Below are 17877 nucleotides of genomic sequence, written 5' to 3' on the forward strand. Positions count from 1 at the left end.
TCGAAAAACCGGCGTTGACGAACTGTTGATGTCGCGGGTGGAAGCACTGCCATCCGAAAACTCTGGTGAAATCTTCAATGCCGCTTGTGCTGCGATGACGGCAATGGCAGTTTCGCGGCCGCGAAAGGAAGCCCAATGCCGGACGAACCCATAGATGATTTCCGCACGCGTATCCGCACGTCGTTCTCCCGCCAGGGCGCGATGTCGCTGATCGGCGCCGAGCTGACCCGCATCCAGCACGGCAGCGTCGAGATCGAACTCGGCTATCGCCCTGAGCTGACGCAGCAGCATGGCTTTCTGCATGCAGGCGTGATTTCCGCCGCACTCGATGCGGCCTGCACCTATGCCGCCTATACGATGATCGAGCCCGACGTCTCGATCCTGACGATCGAGTTCAAGGTCAACCTGCTCTCGCCCGGCAAAGGCGACCGCTTCCTGTTCCGCGGCGAGATCACCAAACCCGGTTCCAACATCATCGTTGCCGACGGCCGCGCCTATGCGATCGGCGACGGACCGGCAAAGCTGATCGCATCGATGACCGGCACGAAAATGGCCCTGCGCGGCCGGGAGGATATACGCGGATGAGCGATCGCTTGAAAACCGTCGGCGGCAAGTCGCTGCTCTATGTGATGGCGGCGGAGGCGGAATATGGTCCGCACCTGCAGGCGCTGTTCAAGCCTGTCATGACCGGCGTCGGTCCGGTCGAAGCCGCCGTCGAGCTGACGAAGACACTGGCGCAATTCGTCATGGACGGGCGCAAGCCGGATCTTGTCGTCTCCCTGGGTTCCGCCGGCTCGGCGACGCTGGAACAGGCCGAAGTCTACCAGGCCACCTCCGTCGGCTATCGCGATATGGATGCAACGCCCTTCGGTTTCGAACGGGGCGTGACGCCTTTCCTCGGCCTGCCCGCCGTGCTGCCATTGCCGGTGCGCATTCCCGCCGTCAAGGAAGCGCGGCTTTCGACGGGCGGCGCCGTGGTTTCGGGCCTCGCTTATGATTCGATCGACGCCGAGATGGTGGAGATGGAAACCTATGCCATCCTCCGCTCCTGCATGGCCTTCGACATTCCGCTGGTCGGCCTGCGCGGCATTTCCGACGGCAAGGCCGAGGTCAGCCATATCGACGACTGGACCGAATATCTGCACATTATCGACGAGAAACTGGCAGCGGCTGTTGCGCTGTTGGAAGCCGGAATCGAGGATGGCACTATTGGCTTAGGATGAGAAGGCGGCATTCGGCCCGAAGGTGATCGCCCGCACCGTGCCGCGATCCTTGCCTTCGGTATCGAAATAGCTGATCCGTCCAGGCATCGCCTTGAGCGTCCACCGGCCTGAGGGGCCGTTCTGCCATTCGATCGCATAGCCATCGTCCAGCAGGTGCCAATCGCCGGTCATCGTCACGCCGTCCGGCAGGCGCATATGGGCGCGGTCTTCGGTCTCGTAATAAATTGTGGCCTGCCGGCCCTCGCCCAGATCGACTTCGTGGGTCGTGCGGATGAGGATTGCGGCAAGCACGGGTTTTTCAAGCGTCATCATGGTGGAAACCTTTTCTTGAGAACTCGACAGCTTCGGTATGGTCAAGTAGCTTGACGAGAATGAAGTAGGGCGCATAAGGAACATAGTCAAGGTGCTTGACGATAAATTCCCAGGTCATATCGGCTGGTTGCTCTGGGAGGCGAGCGATCGTTGGCATGGCGATTTCGTTGCCCGCATGCAGGCGGCCGGGCACGGCTGGTTCACCGAGGCCCGTTCGACACTGATCGGCAGCATCGCGCCGAAGGGTACAAAGCAGGCGCTGTTGGTCGAACGCCTGGCAATTTCGAAACAGGCCGTGCAGCAGCTGATCGACGGCCTTGAAGCCGACGGCATTCTTGAGCGCCGCGCCGACCCCGACGACAAGCGCGGCCGGATCGTTGCGCTGACAGCAATCGGGAAAGCCGCCATGCGCGACGCCAACCGCATCAAGACAGAGATCGAAACAGAGTACCGGTCGCGCATTGGCAACGATGCCTTTGCCGCGCTCGGCGACCTGCTGCGAAAGTTGCGCGACAGCTGACGATTCCCAATTGCGTACCCGGCGATGTTTCTTTATAGGCCCGACATGACCCAGACAGCTCATCCCGACAGCATTCTCATCATCGATTTCGGCAGCCAGGTGACGCAGCTGATCGCGCGCCGCATCCGTGAAGCCGGGGTCTATTGCGAAATCCATCCGTTCCAGAATGCCGCTCAGGCTTTTGAGAAATTGCAGCCGAAAGGCGTAATTTTCTCCGGCGGCCCGGCCTCGGTGACGGATGAAGGCAGCCCGCGGGCACCGCAGGCGGTGTTCGATTCCGGCGTGCCGATCCTGGGCATCTGCTATGGCCAACAGACGCTGGCGCACCAGCTCGGCGGTACGGTCGAGGGTGGCCATGCAGCCGAATTCGGCCGTGCCGATGTCGAGATCAGGGCCGCAAGCCCGCTGTTCGAAGGATTTTGGCAGACTGGCAAACGCTATCCCGTCTGGATGAGCCATGGCGACCGGGTGACGAAGCTGCCGGAGGGCTTTTCGGTCATCGCCACCTCCGAGAATGCGCCCTTTGCCATCGCCGCCGACGAGAAGCGGCACTATTACTCCACCATGTTCCATCCGGAAGTGGTGCATACTCCCGACGGCGCCAAGCTGCTCTCCAATTTCGTCCATCGGATCGTCGGCCTGAAATCCGACTGGACGATGTCGGCCTATCGCGCCGAGATGATCCGCAAGATTCGCGAGCAGGTGGGCAAGGAACGGGTCATCTGCGGCCTGTCAGGCGGCGTCGATTCCTCGGTTGCGGCGGTTCTCATCCACGAGGCGGTTGGCGACCAGCTGACCTGCATTTTCGTCGACCATGGCTTGATGCGGATGAACGAGGCGGACGAAGTCGTGAAGATGTTCCGCGACCACTACAACATCCCACTGGTGCATGTGGACGCCTCCGACCTCTTCCTCACCGAGCTTGCCGGCGTCTCCGACCCCGAAGTCAAGCGCAAGACGATCGGCCGCCTGTTCATCGAAGTGTTCGACGCGGAAGCCCAGAAGATTGCCGCGGACGGCAAGGGCGCGCCGGCCTTCCTGGCCCAGGGCACGCTCTATCCCGATGTCATCGAAAGCGTCTCCTTCTCGGGCGGACCATCGGTGACGATCAAGTCGCACCACAATGTCGGCGGCCTGCCGGAACGCATGAATATGAAGCTGGTGGAACCGCTGCGCGAACTGTTCAAGGACGAGGTCCGCGCCCTTGGCCGCGAACTCGGCCTGCCGGACCGCTTCATCGGCCGCCACCCCTTCCCCGGCCCCGGCCTCGCCATCCGCTGCCCCGGCGGCGTGACCCGCGAAAAGCTCGACATCCTGCGCAAGGCCGACGCCATCTATCTCGACGAAATCCGCAAAGCCGGCCTCTACGACACGATCTGGCAAGCCTTCGCCGTGCTCTTGCCGGTACAGACCGTCGGCGTCATGGGTGACTACCGCACCTACGACTTCGTCTGCGCACTCCGCGCTGTCACCTCCGTGGACGGCATGACGGCGGATTTCTATCCCTACGACATGAATTTCCTCGGCCGCACGGCGACGCGGATCATCAACGAGGTGCGCGGCATCAACCGGGTGGTCTATGATGTGACGAGCAAGCCGCCCGGGACGATCGAGTGGGAATGACGGGGAGTACCGTGGAGTGGTATTGGATAGCGCAGGACACTCGAGCGAATCCTGGGCCACCGATACCGTTCGATAGATTCTAAGACACCCGCAGATCTAGCCACTCTGTCGGGCGTCTCCCCGTCCCTCGAACGGCGCGCATGCGCCGTCAGGCCCACCCCAACCTTCGCGACATTGTGGCCTTCAAATATTCGGTCGCGCGCTGCTCGAAGACGTTGGCGCGCGCGACCGGTTTTCGGCGGCGATCAAGCGGTCGTAGATCGATTACTGCTCCTTCTTGAACAAATCCTGGAAGATGAGCTGGCCCCAGATGCGGTCGCGTGCGTGCACCAGCGCGCCACCTTCGTTGAGCTTTCCCAGTTTGACGGGTGCGAATCCCAGTTGTTTGGCCAAGGCCGCCACGGGAGCGGTCGCATCCTCGTCGTCGCTCGACAGGAAGACCACCCGGTGGCCGCCCTCGATGATCGGATCGGCAGCGAGGGTGGCCGCGACTAGGTGATTGAAACCTTTCACGAGCTTGGCGCCGGTGAACGCCTTCGCGACGAAGGCGGAGGACGGGAGGCCGTCCAGCTCCTCAAGGGGAACTAACGCGTTCATGGCATCGATGATCGTCTTGCCTTTCCAGCTCGGCAGGGCCTTCGCAACCTCGCGATGTTCGCCGAACGGGACCGCCAAGATGATCGTATCGGCCTCGAGTGCATCCCGCAGCGACCTGGCGGCGACCGTGGGTCCAATCGCCCGAGCCTGCGGCGCCAACGTCTCGGGCGGCCGGCGGCTCGCGACGGTCACGTCGATGTTCTTACGGGCGAAGGCGTGGGCGAGAGCCTGGCCTACCTTACCGAATCCTACAATCGCATAGCTCATAATGCTTCTCCAATCCGTGTTGATATTGATTCCGGCCTTCAACGGCGCCGGGTTATCCGTTTCGCAGTGTGGCGACCTTCGTAGACGTTCCCGCCGATCACCACTCCCCACGATCCGGTGCGAATTCAGATGGCCGAGAAGCCGCCGTCGACAGACAATTCCACGCCATTCACGAAGCTCGAATCGTCTGAAGCGAGAAACAGCGCAGCCGCTGCAATTTCCTCAGGACGACCCATCTTTCCCCGCGGGATGAGGGATTCGAACATCCGCTTCGCTTCTTCGGTGAGAACCTGGTCCTGCATCGGTGTGGCGATCGGCCCCGGGCTCAGCACGTTCACCCGGATATTCCTGCCCTTCAGTTCGTTGAGCCAGGTGCGTGCGAATGAGCGCAACGCCGCCTTGCTCGCCGCATACACGCCGTAACCAGGAAAACCTTTCACCGAAGCAACTGACCCGGTCATGAAGATCGATCCGCCGTCGTTGAACAGCGGCAACGCCTTCTGAACCGTAAACAGCGTGCCGCGCGTATTCAGGTTGAAGGCCGCATCGAAGTGGTGCTCGGTAATCTCGCCCAGTGGGACGGCTTCGCCCATGCCGGCGCTCGCGTACAGGACGTCGATCTTGCCCTTTTCCCGCTTGACCGTATCGAACAGGCGGTCGAGGTCGTCGAGATTGGACGCGTCGCCGCGCACACCGGTCACGTTCCGGCCGATCAGCCTGACGGCCTCGTCCAGCGCCTCCTGTCTCCGGCCCGTGATGAAAACATAGGCGCCCTCTTCAACGAACCGCTTGGCGCTCGCCAGCGCCATGCCGCTCGATCCACCCGTGATGACTGCAACCTTACCGTCTAGCTTTCCCATGAATTTCTCCTTTCGGGCTTTGTCTTTGACCGTTCGGGGAGGTCCCCGAGAACCTCGAAATAGGTCTGCTGGCCTCAAGCGTTGAGTGCGGAAACGCGCATATCGGTGGTGCGAAATCGATCCGGCTGGATGACTGACGGCAGTGGCGGCGATCGGCGTCCGTCATTCGGAATTAGGACCTGTTTGTCGGCATTGAGCTATGATGGCCGCCCGTGCTACCCCACATTCGAGAGGATGTTCGATGGCGTTGGACACGGGCCTTGGGAGGCGCACCCCGCGGTGCGGGATTGCACCATGATCGACTGGGACGACGTTCGCTATTTTCTTGCCGTCGCGCGCGGACGCTCGGTGCGGTCTGCCGCCGAGCGCCTCGGCGTGAACCACTCGACTGTGCTGCGACGCATCGCCCAGCTCGAGGAACGCCTCGGCGTGCAGATGTTCGAAAAGCTGCCTTCGGGCTACCGCCTGACGGCTGCGGGCGAGGAGGTCCTCGAGTTCGCGGACCAGATGGAAGCGTCGTCGCACCTCTTGGAAACGCGCGTCTTCGGGCGCGACCAGAGCGTGCGTGGGCTTCTGCGGGTGACGCTGGCACCGCCCCTTGCAGCACACCTGCTCATGCCGGACTTCGCCGATTTCGCGCGCCTGCATCCGGACATCGAAATGGAAATCTTGTCGTCGGGCGAGCTGGCAAATCTGACCAACCGAGAGGCCGACGTCGCGATCCGCGTCGTCTACGACCGCAAATCCCTGCCGCTCAATCTTCACGGTCTGAAAGGACCGGAGCTGTTCGGCGGCGTCTACATGTCCCGCGATCGACTGTCCGCGTGGCGCGCGGGGGCGCCTGATCCCATCCGGTGGATCGTCATAAGCATTCATGGAATTCCGGACTGGGCCAGCGACGGTGAGGTTCGCGCCACAGGGGTTCCGTTCAGGACCACGGACGGCGAGGCGCAGATCGTCGCGGTGCGGCAGGGGCTCGGGATGACGGCGCTGCCGTGCTTCGTCGGAGATGCCGACCCCCTATTGGTGAGGGTGCCGGGCACCGACCTGCACATGTACGGAACGCTCTGGCTTCTCACACAGGGGGAGACACGCAAGACCAAGCGCGTGCGGCTCTTCACGGAGTTCGTATCCCGCAGGCTCGCCGCCTACGCTCCGCTTCTCGCGGGCTTGTCCATTTCGCGCGACTGACGCGCGGCGGGTCGCCGGCGACCCGGATTGTCCACCGGCGCTCAGCGAGGCTGCCGAGGTGCTGTTCGACGTCGATCACGACGGAATGCTGCCGGATGACCGGCTGAACGAGATCGAATCTTTCTTCGCCGCTGCATCGAGCCTGGACCATGAGTTTCGCGCCTATGACGATGCACTCGATTTCATCGCGGGACGGCGCGATGCGGAGATCCGGGTGTCGTCCGCCTTGGGTGCGCGCAGCCAGGTGGGGTTCGACGAGCGGAAGGGTGCGACCAGTYGGCGGCAGGCGGCGAACAGCGCCACATAGAGCGTCGTCGTGGTACCTGATATCCGATCGAGATGCACCCCGTCCGGGGACTTGGTCATGCTGCCGACCAGGCTTCGGCGGATATTCTGTTCGATGCCACGGATAAAGGCGGCGGTCTCCGGATCGAACCAGCCCAGAAGCGCGTCATTCGGCGACAGTTTCGGCGGTGCCGAGCGGGCGTGCGATAGAATCGTCGCTGCCAACGGTCGGAGGTGATCTGCCTCGCTCGGCGGCAACGGGCGGGCGCGTTCGACGATGATCAGACCGGGTTCAGGTCGATCCTGATAGCGTTCAGACCGAGCGACGTGGCCCTATAGGTCGTGGTGCCGCTGCCGTTCCACGGATCTAACACGACTGCGCCGCGCGGTAGCTTGGCGCTCTGCAGCAACTCGCGGGCGAATAGCTCGGGATAGCCGGCGTAGTAAGGAAAGAAGCCTTCCCAGTCTGCAGGCGTTTGTTCCGCTTCGGCGAAACGATGCGAAGTCGCTTGGCCATTAGTTGGCCCCAGGGCGGACGGAAGGGCGGTGAGATGGCCTGATCATGGCGCATAGCCCCGTTGGCGGCGTAGCGTGATCCCCAGGCGGGTGATTTCGGCCGGCAGCAACGCTGCCTGCAGCAGGCCGATCGGGACTGTTGCCGACAATGCGGAAAAGGCGCGATCGTAGATGGCGACGCAGGCACCACTGGTCAGGCGCGAGTCGAACAGGATGGCGTCGACATCTGCCATCTGATCGTGGACAAGTTGGGAGAAGGTCTGGCCGGCGGTGTGGTCGCGAGCCCGACTCGCGTCGGTGTCGACACCCAGCTCATAGGCCGCGGCTCCCCGCAGATCGAGCAGCGTGAGATCTCGGCTGGAACCGATGGCGGTTAGGCACACCTGCTCCAGATGAGGCCGGTAGAGATAGCGCCGTGACTTGTCCTCAAATCGGTCTCGCACGACGGCCTCGGCGAATGCAGTAGAGAAGTTGTCCGCCGCGTAGAGCACGCGGAAGGAGTCGGTCGGACTAGAGTAGCGGCTCGACCCGAACCCGGCGCCGGTCGGCGCCGCCCGGTGCTTTGTGGGCAGAATGCGCGGCCAGTCTGAGAGACACGCGGCGATCACCCGGTCACGAAGTTTGGACATTACGAGCTTCACGCGTAATCAAAGGCGCCCGCCGCCGCGCTCACGACGCCACGAACGTCGCCGGCATGCAGGGCGTCGATCGGAGCCTTGCCGTCCGTCATCCGATTAGGCGCGACCAACCACTCCCACGTCTCTTCGGCTGAAGCGAAGTGCTCCGCCACCTCGTCGAGACCGTCTAAAGGCCGGCGACGATCAAACTGCCGAAGTGGATACACGAAATTCCGCAACCCCTTTCGCAGCGCGATGACCTTTCCCGCCTTACGCCAGTTATCGAGGGTTCCCCGCGCAATGCTGAGTCGCCGGACTAAATCTCCAGCCCCGACGAGTTCGCTCTCGGTCCAGTTGGCCGCTTCATCGTCGACAGTGATGGCATCCAGAAGCCTGCCGCCCTCCGCCGCCGAGACGACCGGGCCGACACCGTCGCCTTGCAGCACGCGGCCATCGGAAGGTGGCGGCGACGACATTGATTTCGGCTCTCGCCGACGGATCGCTTTAGCGACAGCGGCCATAGGCACCTTCAGCGTCGAAGCCAGCTCGACAAGGTCATGCAAGGGCATGCGCTCGACCTTGCTTTCGATCGCCTTGGTCAGGGCGGCCCGCGTAAGATGAGATGGTTTGACTGCGCTCATGACTCGTTCTCCTTGGGCAATATAAGCAAAATAGGCAAAATAGGCAACCCTAGAACTGGAAAACCGTTTCGCTGAGGGCAGATGGGTTAGCGGAGCTGCCGGCTATGACCACTGGCGTGTCGTATGGTTTAGAACGCCCGATTTCTGGCTGAATCGGAGAGTCAGCTCTCCGAGCAGGGCGTGAAAATAAAGTCGTCGAAGCGTGTGATCTTGAAGGATGACCCACGGCAATTGACCAATGCGAAACGCGGTGATCTCGTGAAATTTCCGATCCATCAGTGCTTGTCCGCATCCTTGGTCGCGGTTGCGTGGGAACGTTGACATGAAGCAAGCCACGTCAACTGGCTCGGACTGAGCGGCGAAACCGACCGGGGCTTGATGCCTCTTCATCGTCGTCCCTCAGGTCGCTGCCGACAAACATTGGGAGCTCTTGGACGGTCTTCTTGCTGACCTCGGACCGGAGGAATTTCTCATCAATGAGATCATTGAAATAGAGAGCGRGAACGGCGTTGCGGTCGTTAACCCCACAGCGCCATATAACGCCTGTTCCGCCGCATTCTTCACCTTCGTGATCTTGATTGATAACTTGCTTCTCCTGTTGCGCTGAAAATGCGTCCTTCTTTGAAGAAGCTTCACCGATCATCGAGATCCTGCAACAACGAGGCGGCCAGGGCCTCTTCGGCGATGGCCACGCGATGCTCACGCATCGCGGGCGCCAGCGCTCCGTCCCATGATGCTTCGGCCACCTTTCCTCCGAGCGGGTGTGCCAGGCTCTGTGCCGTCCGCACCGCGGCAATATAGTCGACGGCGCCAAACCGCCAAGGCTCCGCACCGTGTTCTCGCATGACTTGGTTGCCGATACGCAATCCGGGCCAGTCGAAATCGCCGTGATAGCGGAGCCGCGCGCCGGCCAGTGCGAGTTGATCCAGAAGGCATCGTTGCGCGGCCGCGGGCATGCCGTCGGTACAGACCAGCGGCGCGCAGCCAGCCCCCCATCGGTCCGCGGCAATGGCGAGCAGGTTGGGATTCTCACACACGTAAACGTCGCGGCCCGCCACATCCCATCGAGGCGGCGAGCGCAGCAGCGATCGCAGCGATGCAAAGGCCGGCTCTCCCAAGGGCCAACGATCGCTTTCGGTCCCGTTTGGCGGCAGGTTCAGAAAGAGGGCCGGGCGTGCCAACTCGTTGACCAGAACGCCTGCTCTGGCCCATGTATCCCGTATCCGCTCGGCACCGGCGACCGGCTCCAAAACGACATCCTCTCTCGATTTCCGTACCATCTCGCTGTCTTCGTCGGCAATGAGTGCTGCGGCGTCGGGAGTGGGCGTGGCGATCTGGCGCAAGACCGCCAGAACGAGGGCGGCGACCCCGCGACCGTTGTCAAGCGCATGGGCGTCGCCCAGCACGTCCGCGGCCAGTTGCGAACGCGTCGTGCCTTTTGCCGGCAGGTGCCGCAGCACTTCTTCGGCGCGCCAGCAAAGCTCCGCTGCCGCAGCCGTATCCCCCCGAGCGAGCCGTTTGAGCAGACTGATACCTCCCGGAGTCAGGAGCAGGCTGGCCAAGTCGGAGTGGCTGCAACTGTCTATCACGCCCGACCACAATATTTGCTGTCTAAGGCGTATTCCGGCGAGATGAGGGATGGTGCCGTCAAGCTTTTCCAACGCATCGCGCAGGGATGTGGCGATGCCGGAGCGCCGCAGGTCGGCATCAAGCCGGAGAACGTCGATCTGCAGGGACTTGGAGCGGCGCTGCCGGCGGCCGAGCAGCGCGGCCAGTGCCGCGTATTCCTCTGCGCTCAGTCCGACGACGCGAATATGATCGACGGCGCCCTCGATCGGCGCACGCTCGAAGCGTTGGCGCAGCCGCTTGCGCAGCGAGGCAAGATGGTCACCACCGAGCAGGCGTTGAAGACGCGGGTCGACTTGATCGCTCATGCCGGCGCAAATCTGCGATCGGGATCGGCCTCGGGCTTCTTCTCTCGTCCGTCCCAGGTCCATCGCGAGACGAATACGGCGTCGATGCCTTCGCGCCGCTGCAACTGGCAGATGGCGACACCCGGCAATTCGGCATAACAAGCCCACTCGCGCTCGCTGGTGATGACGAAGTCCAGATCGAACTCGCGGATCAGCCCCATGCAATGCGCTCGCGCTGTGTCATCGATGCCGGCAAAGGCTTCGTCGAGCAGCATCAGCCGTGGAGCCAGAGCATAGCTGCCCTGGCTGTAGAAGCTGGCGACCGCGGCAAAGAGCGGCACCGTGAGGCCGAGCGCCCGCTCGCCGCTCGATGCGGGCCCGGACAGCTTGCGCCAATGGCCCTCCTGCCAGCGTTCGACGCGGAAACCGTGCCAATGACGATAATCCAGGGCGCGGGCGAGCTGGTCGAGCAAGGTGCCGCCGCTGTCCTTTCCGCCGCTGGAATCAGCGCGCTCCCGTTCGGCGGAGATACGCTGCTGCAGCATCGCGCCGACGACACTCCGGTCGTCTGCCGACCAAAGGTCGGCGCTGGTGTTGAGCAGGCGCTTGCGCGCCGCCTCGAGACCCACCGGCGCGCCTTCCTCTTCAGAAAGCGGCTGCCACAACAGGCGATAGCGCACGCCGGTGGAGGTCGGGCGCTTGTGCAGTTCGCCGTTGATGGCATCGACCTGGCGTTCGGCAGCCTGTAACAGACGTTGGATCTCCGCGGCGATTTCGGCCTGCAGATGGTTCTCCAGGACGGCGCGTTCGTTCGCACTGAGCAGTTCGCCGCGCTGGGCGATCTCTTCGGCCAGCCGCATGGCGAGGCGGTCCGGCCGTTCGCGGCGGTTCTGGTAGACGATGTCCACCCTGAAACCCCAGTCGCTGGGATCGGCCTGGGCCTGGTGGCCCAGCGCGCCGAGCGCACGCTGCAGCTCGGTCAGTTCTTCGGCTATCTGCCGCTGGATGCGCGCCCACGCCTCGTCGTCGTCCTTGAGGTTCGACAGCTCCTGTTCCGCGCGGCGGGCCAGTGTCAGCGCCGGGTCGATCGTCCACTGAACGCCCATATCGGGAAGTTCGACATGCGGCAGCGCCGCCGAGAACAAGCCGGTTTCTGCAAACTGCTGCAGTTTGGAGATCGTCTGGCCGCGCGCCTCACCGCGCTGCTGCAGGACAAGGTTCGCCGTCTCGGCCTGCTGGCCAGCGACCGCCCGTGTCTCGCCCGCCTTGCGCAGGGCTTCGCCGGCAAGCTTCAGCGTGGTTTCGCCGGTCTCGACGGCACGGCGGGCTTCGCTCAGCCGCAGCTGCAATTCCTCGACCTTGGCGCCGACCGTTTCCCTGAGCACATTGAGCCGGGCAGAGGCCTCTTCCGCTTCGACATGTGCCGCCGCGAGATCCTCCTCGCGCTGCCGCAGGTCACCATGCGCTTCGTTCTCGCGAGCGCGTTGGCGTTGCCATTCCGGCCGCGCCAGACGGAACTCGTGGGCTGTCTGTTGGAGTCGGACCTGCGCGTCGCGACAATGATCCAGCGCTGTTTCGACGGCGGGCAGCGTGTCAGGCATTTCGGGCAGGCGCAGGTCTGCGGCATCCGCGGCGCGCTGTTTGCACACAGCCTTGAACGCCTGTTCGGCTTCACGGCACCGCGTATCCGCTTCCGCCAGTCTTTCGCTGGCGAGACGCGCCGCGTGGGCGCTGGCGGCCGCCGCCATATGAGCGCCTCGTAACACCTCGTCGGCGGGCGCAAGGCGCCACTCTTCGTCGGCCTGTTTGCGATCCAGCGCGAGCTGCTCCACTTTGACACGCACGGCTGTCAATTCTTCGGAGAGTTGCGCAAGGCGGCCGGCAATCTCGGCCAATCGCCGCATGCGGGCGGCGGCGCGGGCCACGTGGCCGATGTAAACCGCCGCAGGCTTGCCCCACGCACCGGACAGCGCGCCGAGGCGAAAGCGGCCGTCGAGAGCGATCCACGCCTCACTGTCGACGGGATCGTCATCGGCGCAGGCGATGCCCGACAACAGGCGCTCGACGATATCGGYCGGCACAGCGCAACCAGCCGGTACGGTAGCCTCCAACCAGTCGGCGAGCGACGGAGAAGACTTTTGCCGTTCCAGCGCCTGCGTGTCGTAAGGCAGGATCCCGTCATCGCCGGCCTGGAGGCGTCCGTCAGGAGAGATCCAGGCGTCGAGAAGCCCGGAGGCATCGAGCGCGGCCTCGAGGCCGGCGCGTTGCGGAGCCGCCACCGCGTCGCGAAAGTCGACCACTTGCCAGAGCGGCGCGCCTTGGCGCGCCTCGCGTGCATCGAGACCACGCGTATACGGCAGGGGCGGCGCCATGTCGTCGCCGGCTTCCAAGCGTCCGCGTTCGTCTTCGAGCGCCTCACGTTCCGCCCCCAGTGTCTGCTGTTGGCCGTCGAGCGCCACGCGACGCTGTGTCAGGGAGAGGCCGGCCCCATCATATGCCGATTGCAGGAGGTCGCGGGCAGGGTTGTCGCCCTGCAGCGTCGCGGCCCATTCCGCCAGGGCCGTCAATGCCGCGGGCCTGCTGTCGGGATCGATCTGCAATTGCTTCAGGCCGACGAAATGGCGGTCCCAGCTTTCCACCAGATTCCAGCCTTGCCGCTCGACCTCGGCATCAGCTTGGGTCCGGCGTTCGGCGGCCTCTTCGGCCTCGACCTGTCGTTCATCCCGGATTTCGCGGCGTCGCATATAGGTCGCCTCGGCCTCAGCGACTTCGCCGTGGCGGCGACGCAGCAACGCGATCTGTTCACGCCGGACGGCAACGAGGTTGCGAAGCTCGACGCATGCTCCGTCGAAAGCATGCTGCGTCAGTTCGACCAGCGCGGAAGCCTCCAATTGGGCGAGGAGGTTTTCGGCGTGCTGGCGGGCGATGCCAGCCGCATCGGCGTAAACTGCGCTTTCGCGACGCAGATCGGCCAATGCGCGTTCCGCCAGTTCCACGCGCTGGGCTGCGCGTCCGGCTTCCTCGGTGCTGAGCCCCAGTCGTCGGCCCGCTTCTTCGACGGCTGCAGTGGCCTTCAGCATTGCTTGCAATCGCGCCGCCCTCTCCTTCTCCGCGTTTTCGAGGCGGTTGGCGTCCTGCATCGTTGGGTCGGAGCGCAAGGTATCGAGCTGTGCACGCCCGCGCGTCAGAGCGATCTCGGCACTATCGTAAGCGGTCCGATCCAGCACTTCCTGCCTTTGCGCTTCGTCGAAGTGAGCCTGGGCCTCACCTCGTGCCCGGCTGGCGTTGTCGAACTCCGTCTGGGCCTGGCGCAACAAGCGGGCCTGGCGGCGGGTCTGCGTGCCAGCGTAGACGCGATAACGTTCCTCGAAACGGCCGACGGCCTTGGCCAGAGTCTGATATTCGTTGAGCTGACGGCGGTCTTCTTCCAACTGTCCGAGCGCTTCGGCAACGTCGCCGAGCAATTCGGGCGCCAGCGGCGGCAAGGCCTCGGTCAGTGCGTTCGACAGTGCGGTCTCGTCTGGCTTTCTGGAAAGCTGCGGCTGGCGAAGCTGGATCAATGTGTCCATCAACGCGTCGTAGCGCTTGACGCCCAGACGGAACAGGCGCTCGTCGACGGCGCGACGGTAGCCGGCCGCGGTGTCGAACACCTGACCACGGCCATCGAGCGCGTCGCGCAGGCGCTCCTTGGTCAGCACCACCTGCTGCGCACTCGTCAACCAAATATCCTGGTTGATGCGTGTCGCGCCGTCGGCGTCTTCCAGCAGGAAGAACCAGCTGTCGACCTGCGGACGGGCGGCCGTCGCCGAAAGGCCGGCGCCGAGCGAGAGAAAACGCGGCGTGCCGTCTTCCGCGACGCGGCCGAACTCGATCCATGCGTAGCCGATGCGCCGGTCGTAGCTGTTCATCAGCAGGTTCCATGCCATCTTCTTGCCGCCGTCCCCATCGGGCTCAATGCGCGAAGACTTGAGCTGTGCGTCGAACAGCAGCGGCAGCGTCAGTGACAACACCTTGGACTTGCCCGTGCCGTTGTTGCCGCGCAGCAACAGATGGCCGTCGCGGAACCAGAATTCCTCGCTGTCGTAGTGAAAGAGCTCCACCAAGCCCAGGCGCAGCGGCTGCCAGCGCTGCCGCGTCGGCATCGGCAAAGCCGGTTTTTCCGGCGTCAGGGAGAACAGATACAAGCGGTCATTCATGTCGGTTCGAACCGAAAGCCGACGTCCACGGTCGGCGCCTTGCGAGTTTCGCGGATTTCGGCGTCGCCCATCGCGAAGCGCGCGAGCGCCGGCAGCGGGTGTATGGCACCGGCGTCTCGCACAGCCAGCTGCAGTTTTTCCAATCGTTCGATCGCGATGGCAGCGAGTTCGCGTTCGGCGCCTGGTTCGCGGGCCGATTTACGCCAATAACGGCCGTATTGGGCCTTCGCCTCGTGCAGGAAGTCAGCGATGTCATGTTCGTGGATATCCCGGGCTAAGGCTTTCGCCGTGTCGGCGCCATTCGCCCGCCGCTGCCTTTGCCCGGCGGCCAGATACTCGGCGACAAGCAGTGTCACATGGGCATCGGTGCCTTCGGCCGGCATCGCCACGTCGGTCAGCAGACCGGCGTCGTCGACCAGCGCCAGCCCTTCTGCGCGCTGTTCCGCCACCAGGCCGGCGGCGTCGCACAGGCGAGCGGCCATCGCTCCGCGCTGGTTGAAGAAATACGCCCGGGCTTCCGGCTCCAACGTCTCCACATAGACTACCGGATCGTCAAGAAGCCGGCGCGCAATCTGGTGGCGCAGCGCCGTGCGCCGACCTTCCTCGCTATCCGCCACATGTTCGCCGACCAAGGCGCGCAGCCGCTCCTCGATCGCCGCCGGCGCCTCTTCCGGGGTCCAGGTGGAAGGGCCACGCACGGACGCCAGCACGCCGGCAAGCATGCGGCGCTGAACGTCATAGAGCGCATCGGCTTGATCGCCGCCGGCCCGCACGAACGTTTCTTCGTCGCCGGCGACGCGGTACAACACCCCGAGGCTCAGCAATGTGCGGCACACCGAAACGAGTTCGCGCCGTTCGTGTTGCGCCTCGAGCGTGAAGGTGAAATCGAGCGTCGGCTCAGCGGAGAACTCCAGCAGCCTTTCGCCTAGCAGGCGCAAAGTGATCTGCGGGTCGGCGCGTTCGAGCACGGCACAGGCGAGGCAAAGCAGCACATAGCGCCGGCGATCGTAGCCAGGGATGCCGCGCGTGGCGTCGGTCAGGTTTCCGGGCAGCTTATAGAGGCGTGCGCCCTCGCGCTCGACCTGCAGCATCCAGCCCGTCTCGCGAGAAAACCACTCGCGCAATGCTTCGGCCTGGCGGCGTATGGCGGCAAAATCCTCATGTGCCGGACCTATCAAAGGCGTCATCAGCAGCACGCGCACGCAGGCGCGAAACTCCTCGCGCTGGAAGCGCTGTTGCAGCAGGCCGATGCCGCGGCTGTCGTTGTCGTCGTTCGCCGCCTTCATCGACCGTCCTGCAAGGGGGTGATGGTGATCAGATGGTCACGCCCGGCAAAGACGCCATGCGGCGTGTCGATCGTGGCGCGACTGTCGGGGGCAAGCGGCTTCAGGTGGATGCGCAGCAAGCCGTCGCTGGTCTGGCGTTCCACCGGCGTCTCCGGCCCGGCTTGTTCAGCCAGAGCCTCCCCGAGCAGGCCCAGGAACAGACCGAAGGCATGCATGTCGAGTTCCCCCAGATCCGAAAGCCGCGCCGGGCGGCTGGTCGCGAGACGCCTGCGCGCCGCTTCGACCTGCCGTGATTCCTCCGCAAGCTGGCGTGCCAGGAACGCGCGCTCTTCGGCGCGGTCTCGCACGCGCGGCAGGGGTCCGCGCGGTGCCGCTTCGCCATATTCGCGCAAACGCGGGTGAACCTTGAGCGGCGCAGCGTCAGCCCATGAGATGCTGGCCGGCAGCTCGGTTTCCGCATCGGCGTTAAGCGAGAAATGCCGCGCCGGATTGAGAGCGAAGGCAGCCCGCCCGAGCCGGTGTGCCTCGCCGTCGTCTGCGCAGGCGGCAAACCAGCCGGCAAGCAGGCGGAAGTCGGCAGAGCGGTCGCTACGGCCGCTGCGCCGTTCGTTGAGCGCTGCGATCGCAGCCAGAAGCTGCGGGATGGCCGACCGCGCCCGCGCTCGCAGCAGCTCTGCTTGAGGCGGCTCGTGGCCGGTGCTGAGGAACCAGCCACGCAGACCCTTCCAGCGTTCTCGCCAGGCCTGCAGGTAGGCTTCCCGCGACTTGGCCTGATCCTGCGCTCCACCGGGAGCCGCGTCGCGAGATTCGCGTTCGGCCACCTGTCCAAGCAGGCCGTCTACATCTGGCTCCAAAGCCTGGACGAGGCGCGCGATCGTGTCGGAACGGCGCACCAGATCGCCCATGAAACGTTCCAGGTAATCGATCAACCGCCTCTTGTAGGTTGCAACCGCCCCCGCCTCGGCCTGTTGCAGCTCGATGCTGCGGGCGACACCGGCCATGAACGCCTGCGCGTTCTCGGCCAGGCCTTCGAACACCCGCACCAGATCCCGTAGCGTTTCATGGATCTTGGCCACATCGGATTCGGCGGCACCGGCCAGCGCCTGAAGGGCGTGCAGTCGGCTCGCTATGTCCTCGAGCGCCACCGTTTGCAGTTCGGCGCGGCGCTGCAAGGTCTGCAAGAACACCGTCAATGCCGATTCCACGGCCTCGCCTCCCTGCGAGAGCCGGTATAGAAAGCGCGCGCGGTAAAAGTCGCTGAGGCTCGAAACCCGCGCAGTGTCGGGGTGTGATTCGAGATTGCCCCATTGCGTGAGTTGGGTGAGCGCCACATTCACGTCCTCAAGGCGCGGTGACCCGTCCGGCCAGCGGGCTTCGGCAAGCACTTCGTCGGGCCGCAACTGCAAGCGGTATTGCCGTTTGGCCGCTGCGAAGACGTCCATGATGCGGCGGTAGAATGCGGCCTTCTCGGTGCTCACGTGACGAAAGAGATCCGCCGGGTCATTCACAACGTGCATAGGCAATCGCTGCCTCCACAAACTCACTTCGGATGTTTTTGCTTTGTTCTCGAATCTTGTCAAGACGCTATGTTGATCGTTGAGCATAACCACCTGTGTGGGGCGCTCCGTCCATGCACCCTGTCAGAAGACTTTCTCAGTCGGGTCAAGGACAGGCATTGTCGCCAAATGACAGTCTCGCCAGGCTTCTCCACAGCCTTGGAGACATGCTTTCAGTTGCGCTGCCTGTCTCCGAAGGAAAACCGACGGTCCTATCGATAGTCCACGAAAGCATGGAATTCGCGAACAGCGAAAATTCATTAATGAAATCAAA

General features: G+C 63.9%; 17 protein-coding genes. 6 read left to right on the forward strand and 11 right to left on the reverse strand.

Annotated features, from left to right (window positions below):
- Positions 1-135: 135 nt before the first annotated feature.
- Both AC1D06_RS02980 and AC1D06_RS02985 read left to right on the forward strand, forming a co-directional pair.
- The gene (locus AC1D06_RS02980) at positions 136-585 is read left to right on the forward strand and encodes a PaaI family thioesterase (protein WP_477984899.1); all 450 of its coding nucleotides are present in this window, start codon (positions 136-138) and stop codon (positions 583-585) included.
- Positions 582-1223 carry a 5'-methylthioadenosine/S-adenosylhomocysteine nucleosidase gene (locus AC1D06_RS02985; protein WP_477984901.1) on the forward strand — a complete coding sequence of 214 codons (642 nt, stop codon included), beginning with the start codon at positions 582-584 and terminating at the stop codon, positions 1221-1223. The genes AC1D06_RS02980 and AC1D06_RS02985 overlap by 4 nt, the downstream gene beginning before the upstream one ends.
- Here AC1D06_RS02985 and AC1D06_RS02990 read toward each other — a convergent pair.
- Positions 1215-1535 (reverse strand): hypothetical protein, encoded by a 321-nt coding sequence (locus AC1D06_RS02990; RefSeq protein ID WP_477879259.1) that lies wholly within the window; start codon positions 1533-1535, stop codon positions 1215-1217. The two genes, AC1D06_RS02985 and AC1D06_RS02990, sit on opposite strands and share 9 nt — an antisense overlap.
- Positions 1536-1626: 91 nt before the next feature.
- Between AC1D06_RS02990 and AC1D06_RS02995 the strand changes: the two genes are divergently transcribed.
- Together AC1D06_RS02995 and guaA are read left to right on the forward strand one after the other, a co-directional pair.
- Entirely contained in the window at positions 1627-2055 is a 429-nt protein-coding gene (locus tag AC1D06_RS02995) for a MarR family winged helix-turn-helix transcriptional regulator (RefSeq protein ID WP_477984903.1), read from the forward strand.
- A gap of 45 nt (positions 2056-2100) precedes the next feature.
- Positions 2101-3678 (forward strand): glutamine-hydrolyzing GMP synthase, encoded by a 1578-nt coding sequence (gene guaA, locus AC1D06_RS03000; protein WP_477984905.1) that lies wholly within the window; start codon positions 2101-2103, stop codon positions 3676-3678.
- A gap of 264 nt (positions 3679-3942) precedes the next feature.
- On the opposite strand, the gene AC1D06_RS03005 is transcribed toward guaA, so the two are convergent.
- Positions 3943-4542, reverse strand: coding sequence for an NADPH-dependent F420 reductase (locus AC1D06_RS03005; RefSeq protein WP_477876063.1), 600 nt, complete (start codon positions 4540-4542; stop codon positions 3943-3945).
- A gap of 125 nt (positions 4543-4667) precedes the next feature.
- Positions 4668-5402, reverse strand: coding sequence for an SDR family NAD(P)-dependent oxidoreductase (locus tag AC1D06_RS03010; protein WP_477984907.1), 735 nt, complete (start codon positions 5400-5402; stop codon positions 4668-4670).
- A gap of 294 nt (positions 5403-5696) precedes the next feature.
- On the opposite strand from AC1D06_RS03010, the gene AC1D06_RS03015 reads away from it, so the two are divergent.
- Both AC1D06_RS03015 and AC1D06_RS03020 read left to right on the forward strand, forming a co-directional pair.
- Positions 5697-6593, forward strand: coding sequence for a LysR family transcriptional regulator (locus AC1D06_RS03015; RefSeq protein WP_477984909.1), 897 nt, complete (start codon positions 5697-5699; stop codon positions 6591-6593).
- A 58-nt stretch (positions 6594-6651) separates the two neighbouring features.
- Complete coding sequence (locus tag AC1D06_RS03020; RefSeq protein WP_477984911.1) at positions 6652-6900, forward strand: hypothetical protein; 249 nt, start codon at positions 6652-6654, stop codon at positions 6898-6900.
- A 259-nt stretch (positions 6901-7159) separates the two neighbouring features.
- Here the strand turns inward: AC1D06_RS03020 and AC1D06_RS03025 are convergent, their stop codons facing one another.
- The 8 genes from AC1D06_RS03025 to AC1D06_RS03060 form a co-directional block, all read right to left on the reverse strand.
- Complete coding sequence (locus AC1D06_RS03025; protein ID WP_477876236.1) at positions 7160-7408, reverse strand: DNA methyltransferase; 249 nt, start codon at positions 7406-7408, stop codon at positions 7160-7162.
- Between the two features lie 30 nt (positions 7409-7438).
- The gene (locus tag AC1D06_RS03030; RefSeq protein ID WP_477984913.1) at positions 7439-8023 is read right to left on the reverse strand and encodes an RES family NAD+ phosphorylase; all 585 of its coding nucleotides are present in this window, start codon (positions 8021-8023) and stop codon (positions 7439-7441) included.
- A gap of 8 nt (positions 8024-8031) precedes the next feature.
- Positions 8032-8652 carry an antitoxin Xre/MbcA/ParS-like domain-containing protein gene (locus AC1D06_RS03035; RefSeq protein WP_477984915.1) on the reverse strand — a complete coding sequence of 207 codons (621 nt, stop codon included), beginning with the start codon at positions 8650-8652 and terminating at the stop codon, positions 8032-8034.
- Between the two features lie 337 nt (positions 8653-8989).
- Positions 8990-9295 carry a hypothetical protein gene (locus tag AC1D06_RS03040; RefSeq protein WP_477984917.1) on the reverse strand — a complete coding sequence of 102 codons (306 nt, stop codon included), beginning with the start codon at positions 9293-9295 and terminating at the stop codon, positions 8990-8992.
- Entirely contained in the window at positions 9285-10586 is a 1302-nt protein-coding gene (locus AC1D06_RS03045; RefSeq protein ID WP_477984919.1) for a TIGR02679 family protein, read from the reverse strand. The genes AC1D06_RS03040 and AC1D06_RS03045 overlap by 11 nt, the downstream gene beginning before the upstream one ends.
- On the reverse strand, positions 10583-14761 hold the full coding sequence (locus AC1D06_RS03050; protein WP_477984921.1) for a TIGR02680 family protein: 4179 nt from the start codon (positions 14759-14761) through the stop codon (positions 10583-10585). Before AC1D06_RS03050 ends, AC1D06_RS03045 begins: the two co-directional genes overlap by 4 nt.
- Positions 14758-16047, reverse strand: a complete 1290-nt coding sequence (locus AC1D06_RS03055) for a TIGR02678 family protein (RefSeq protein WP_477984923.1) — start codon at positions 16045-16047, stop codon at positions 14758-14760. Before AC1D06_RS03055 ends, AC1D06_RS03050 begins: the two co-directional genes overlap by 4 nt.
- Positions 16044-17564, reverse strand: coding sequence for a TIGR02677 family protein (locus tag AC1D06_RS03060; RefSeq protein WP_477876237.1), 1521 nt, complete (start codon positions 17562-17564; stop codon positions 16044-16046). Before AC1D06_RS03060 ends, AC1D06_RS03055 begins: the two co-directional genes overlap by 4 nt.
- Positions 17565-17877: the final 313 nt, after the last annotated feature.

Source organism: Rhizobium sp. P2_G2, from assembly GCF_056403555.1.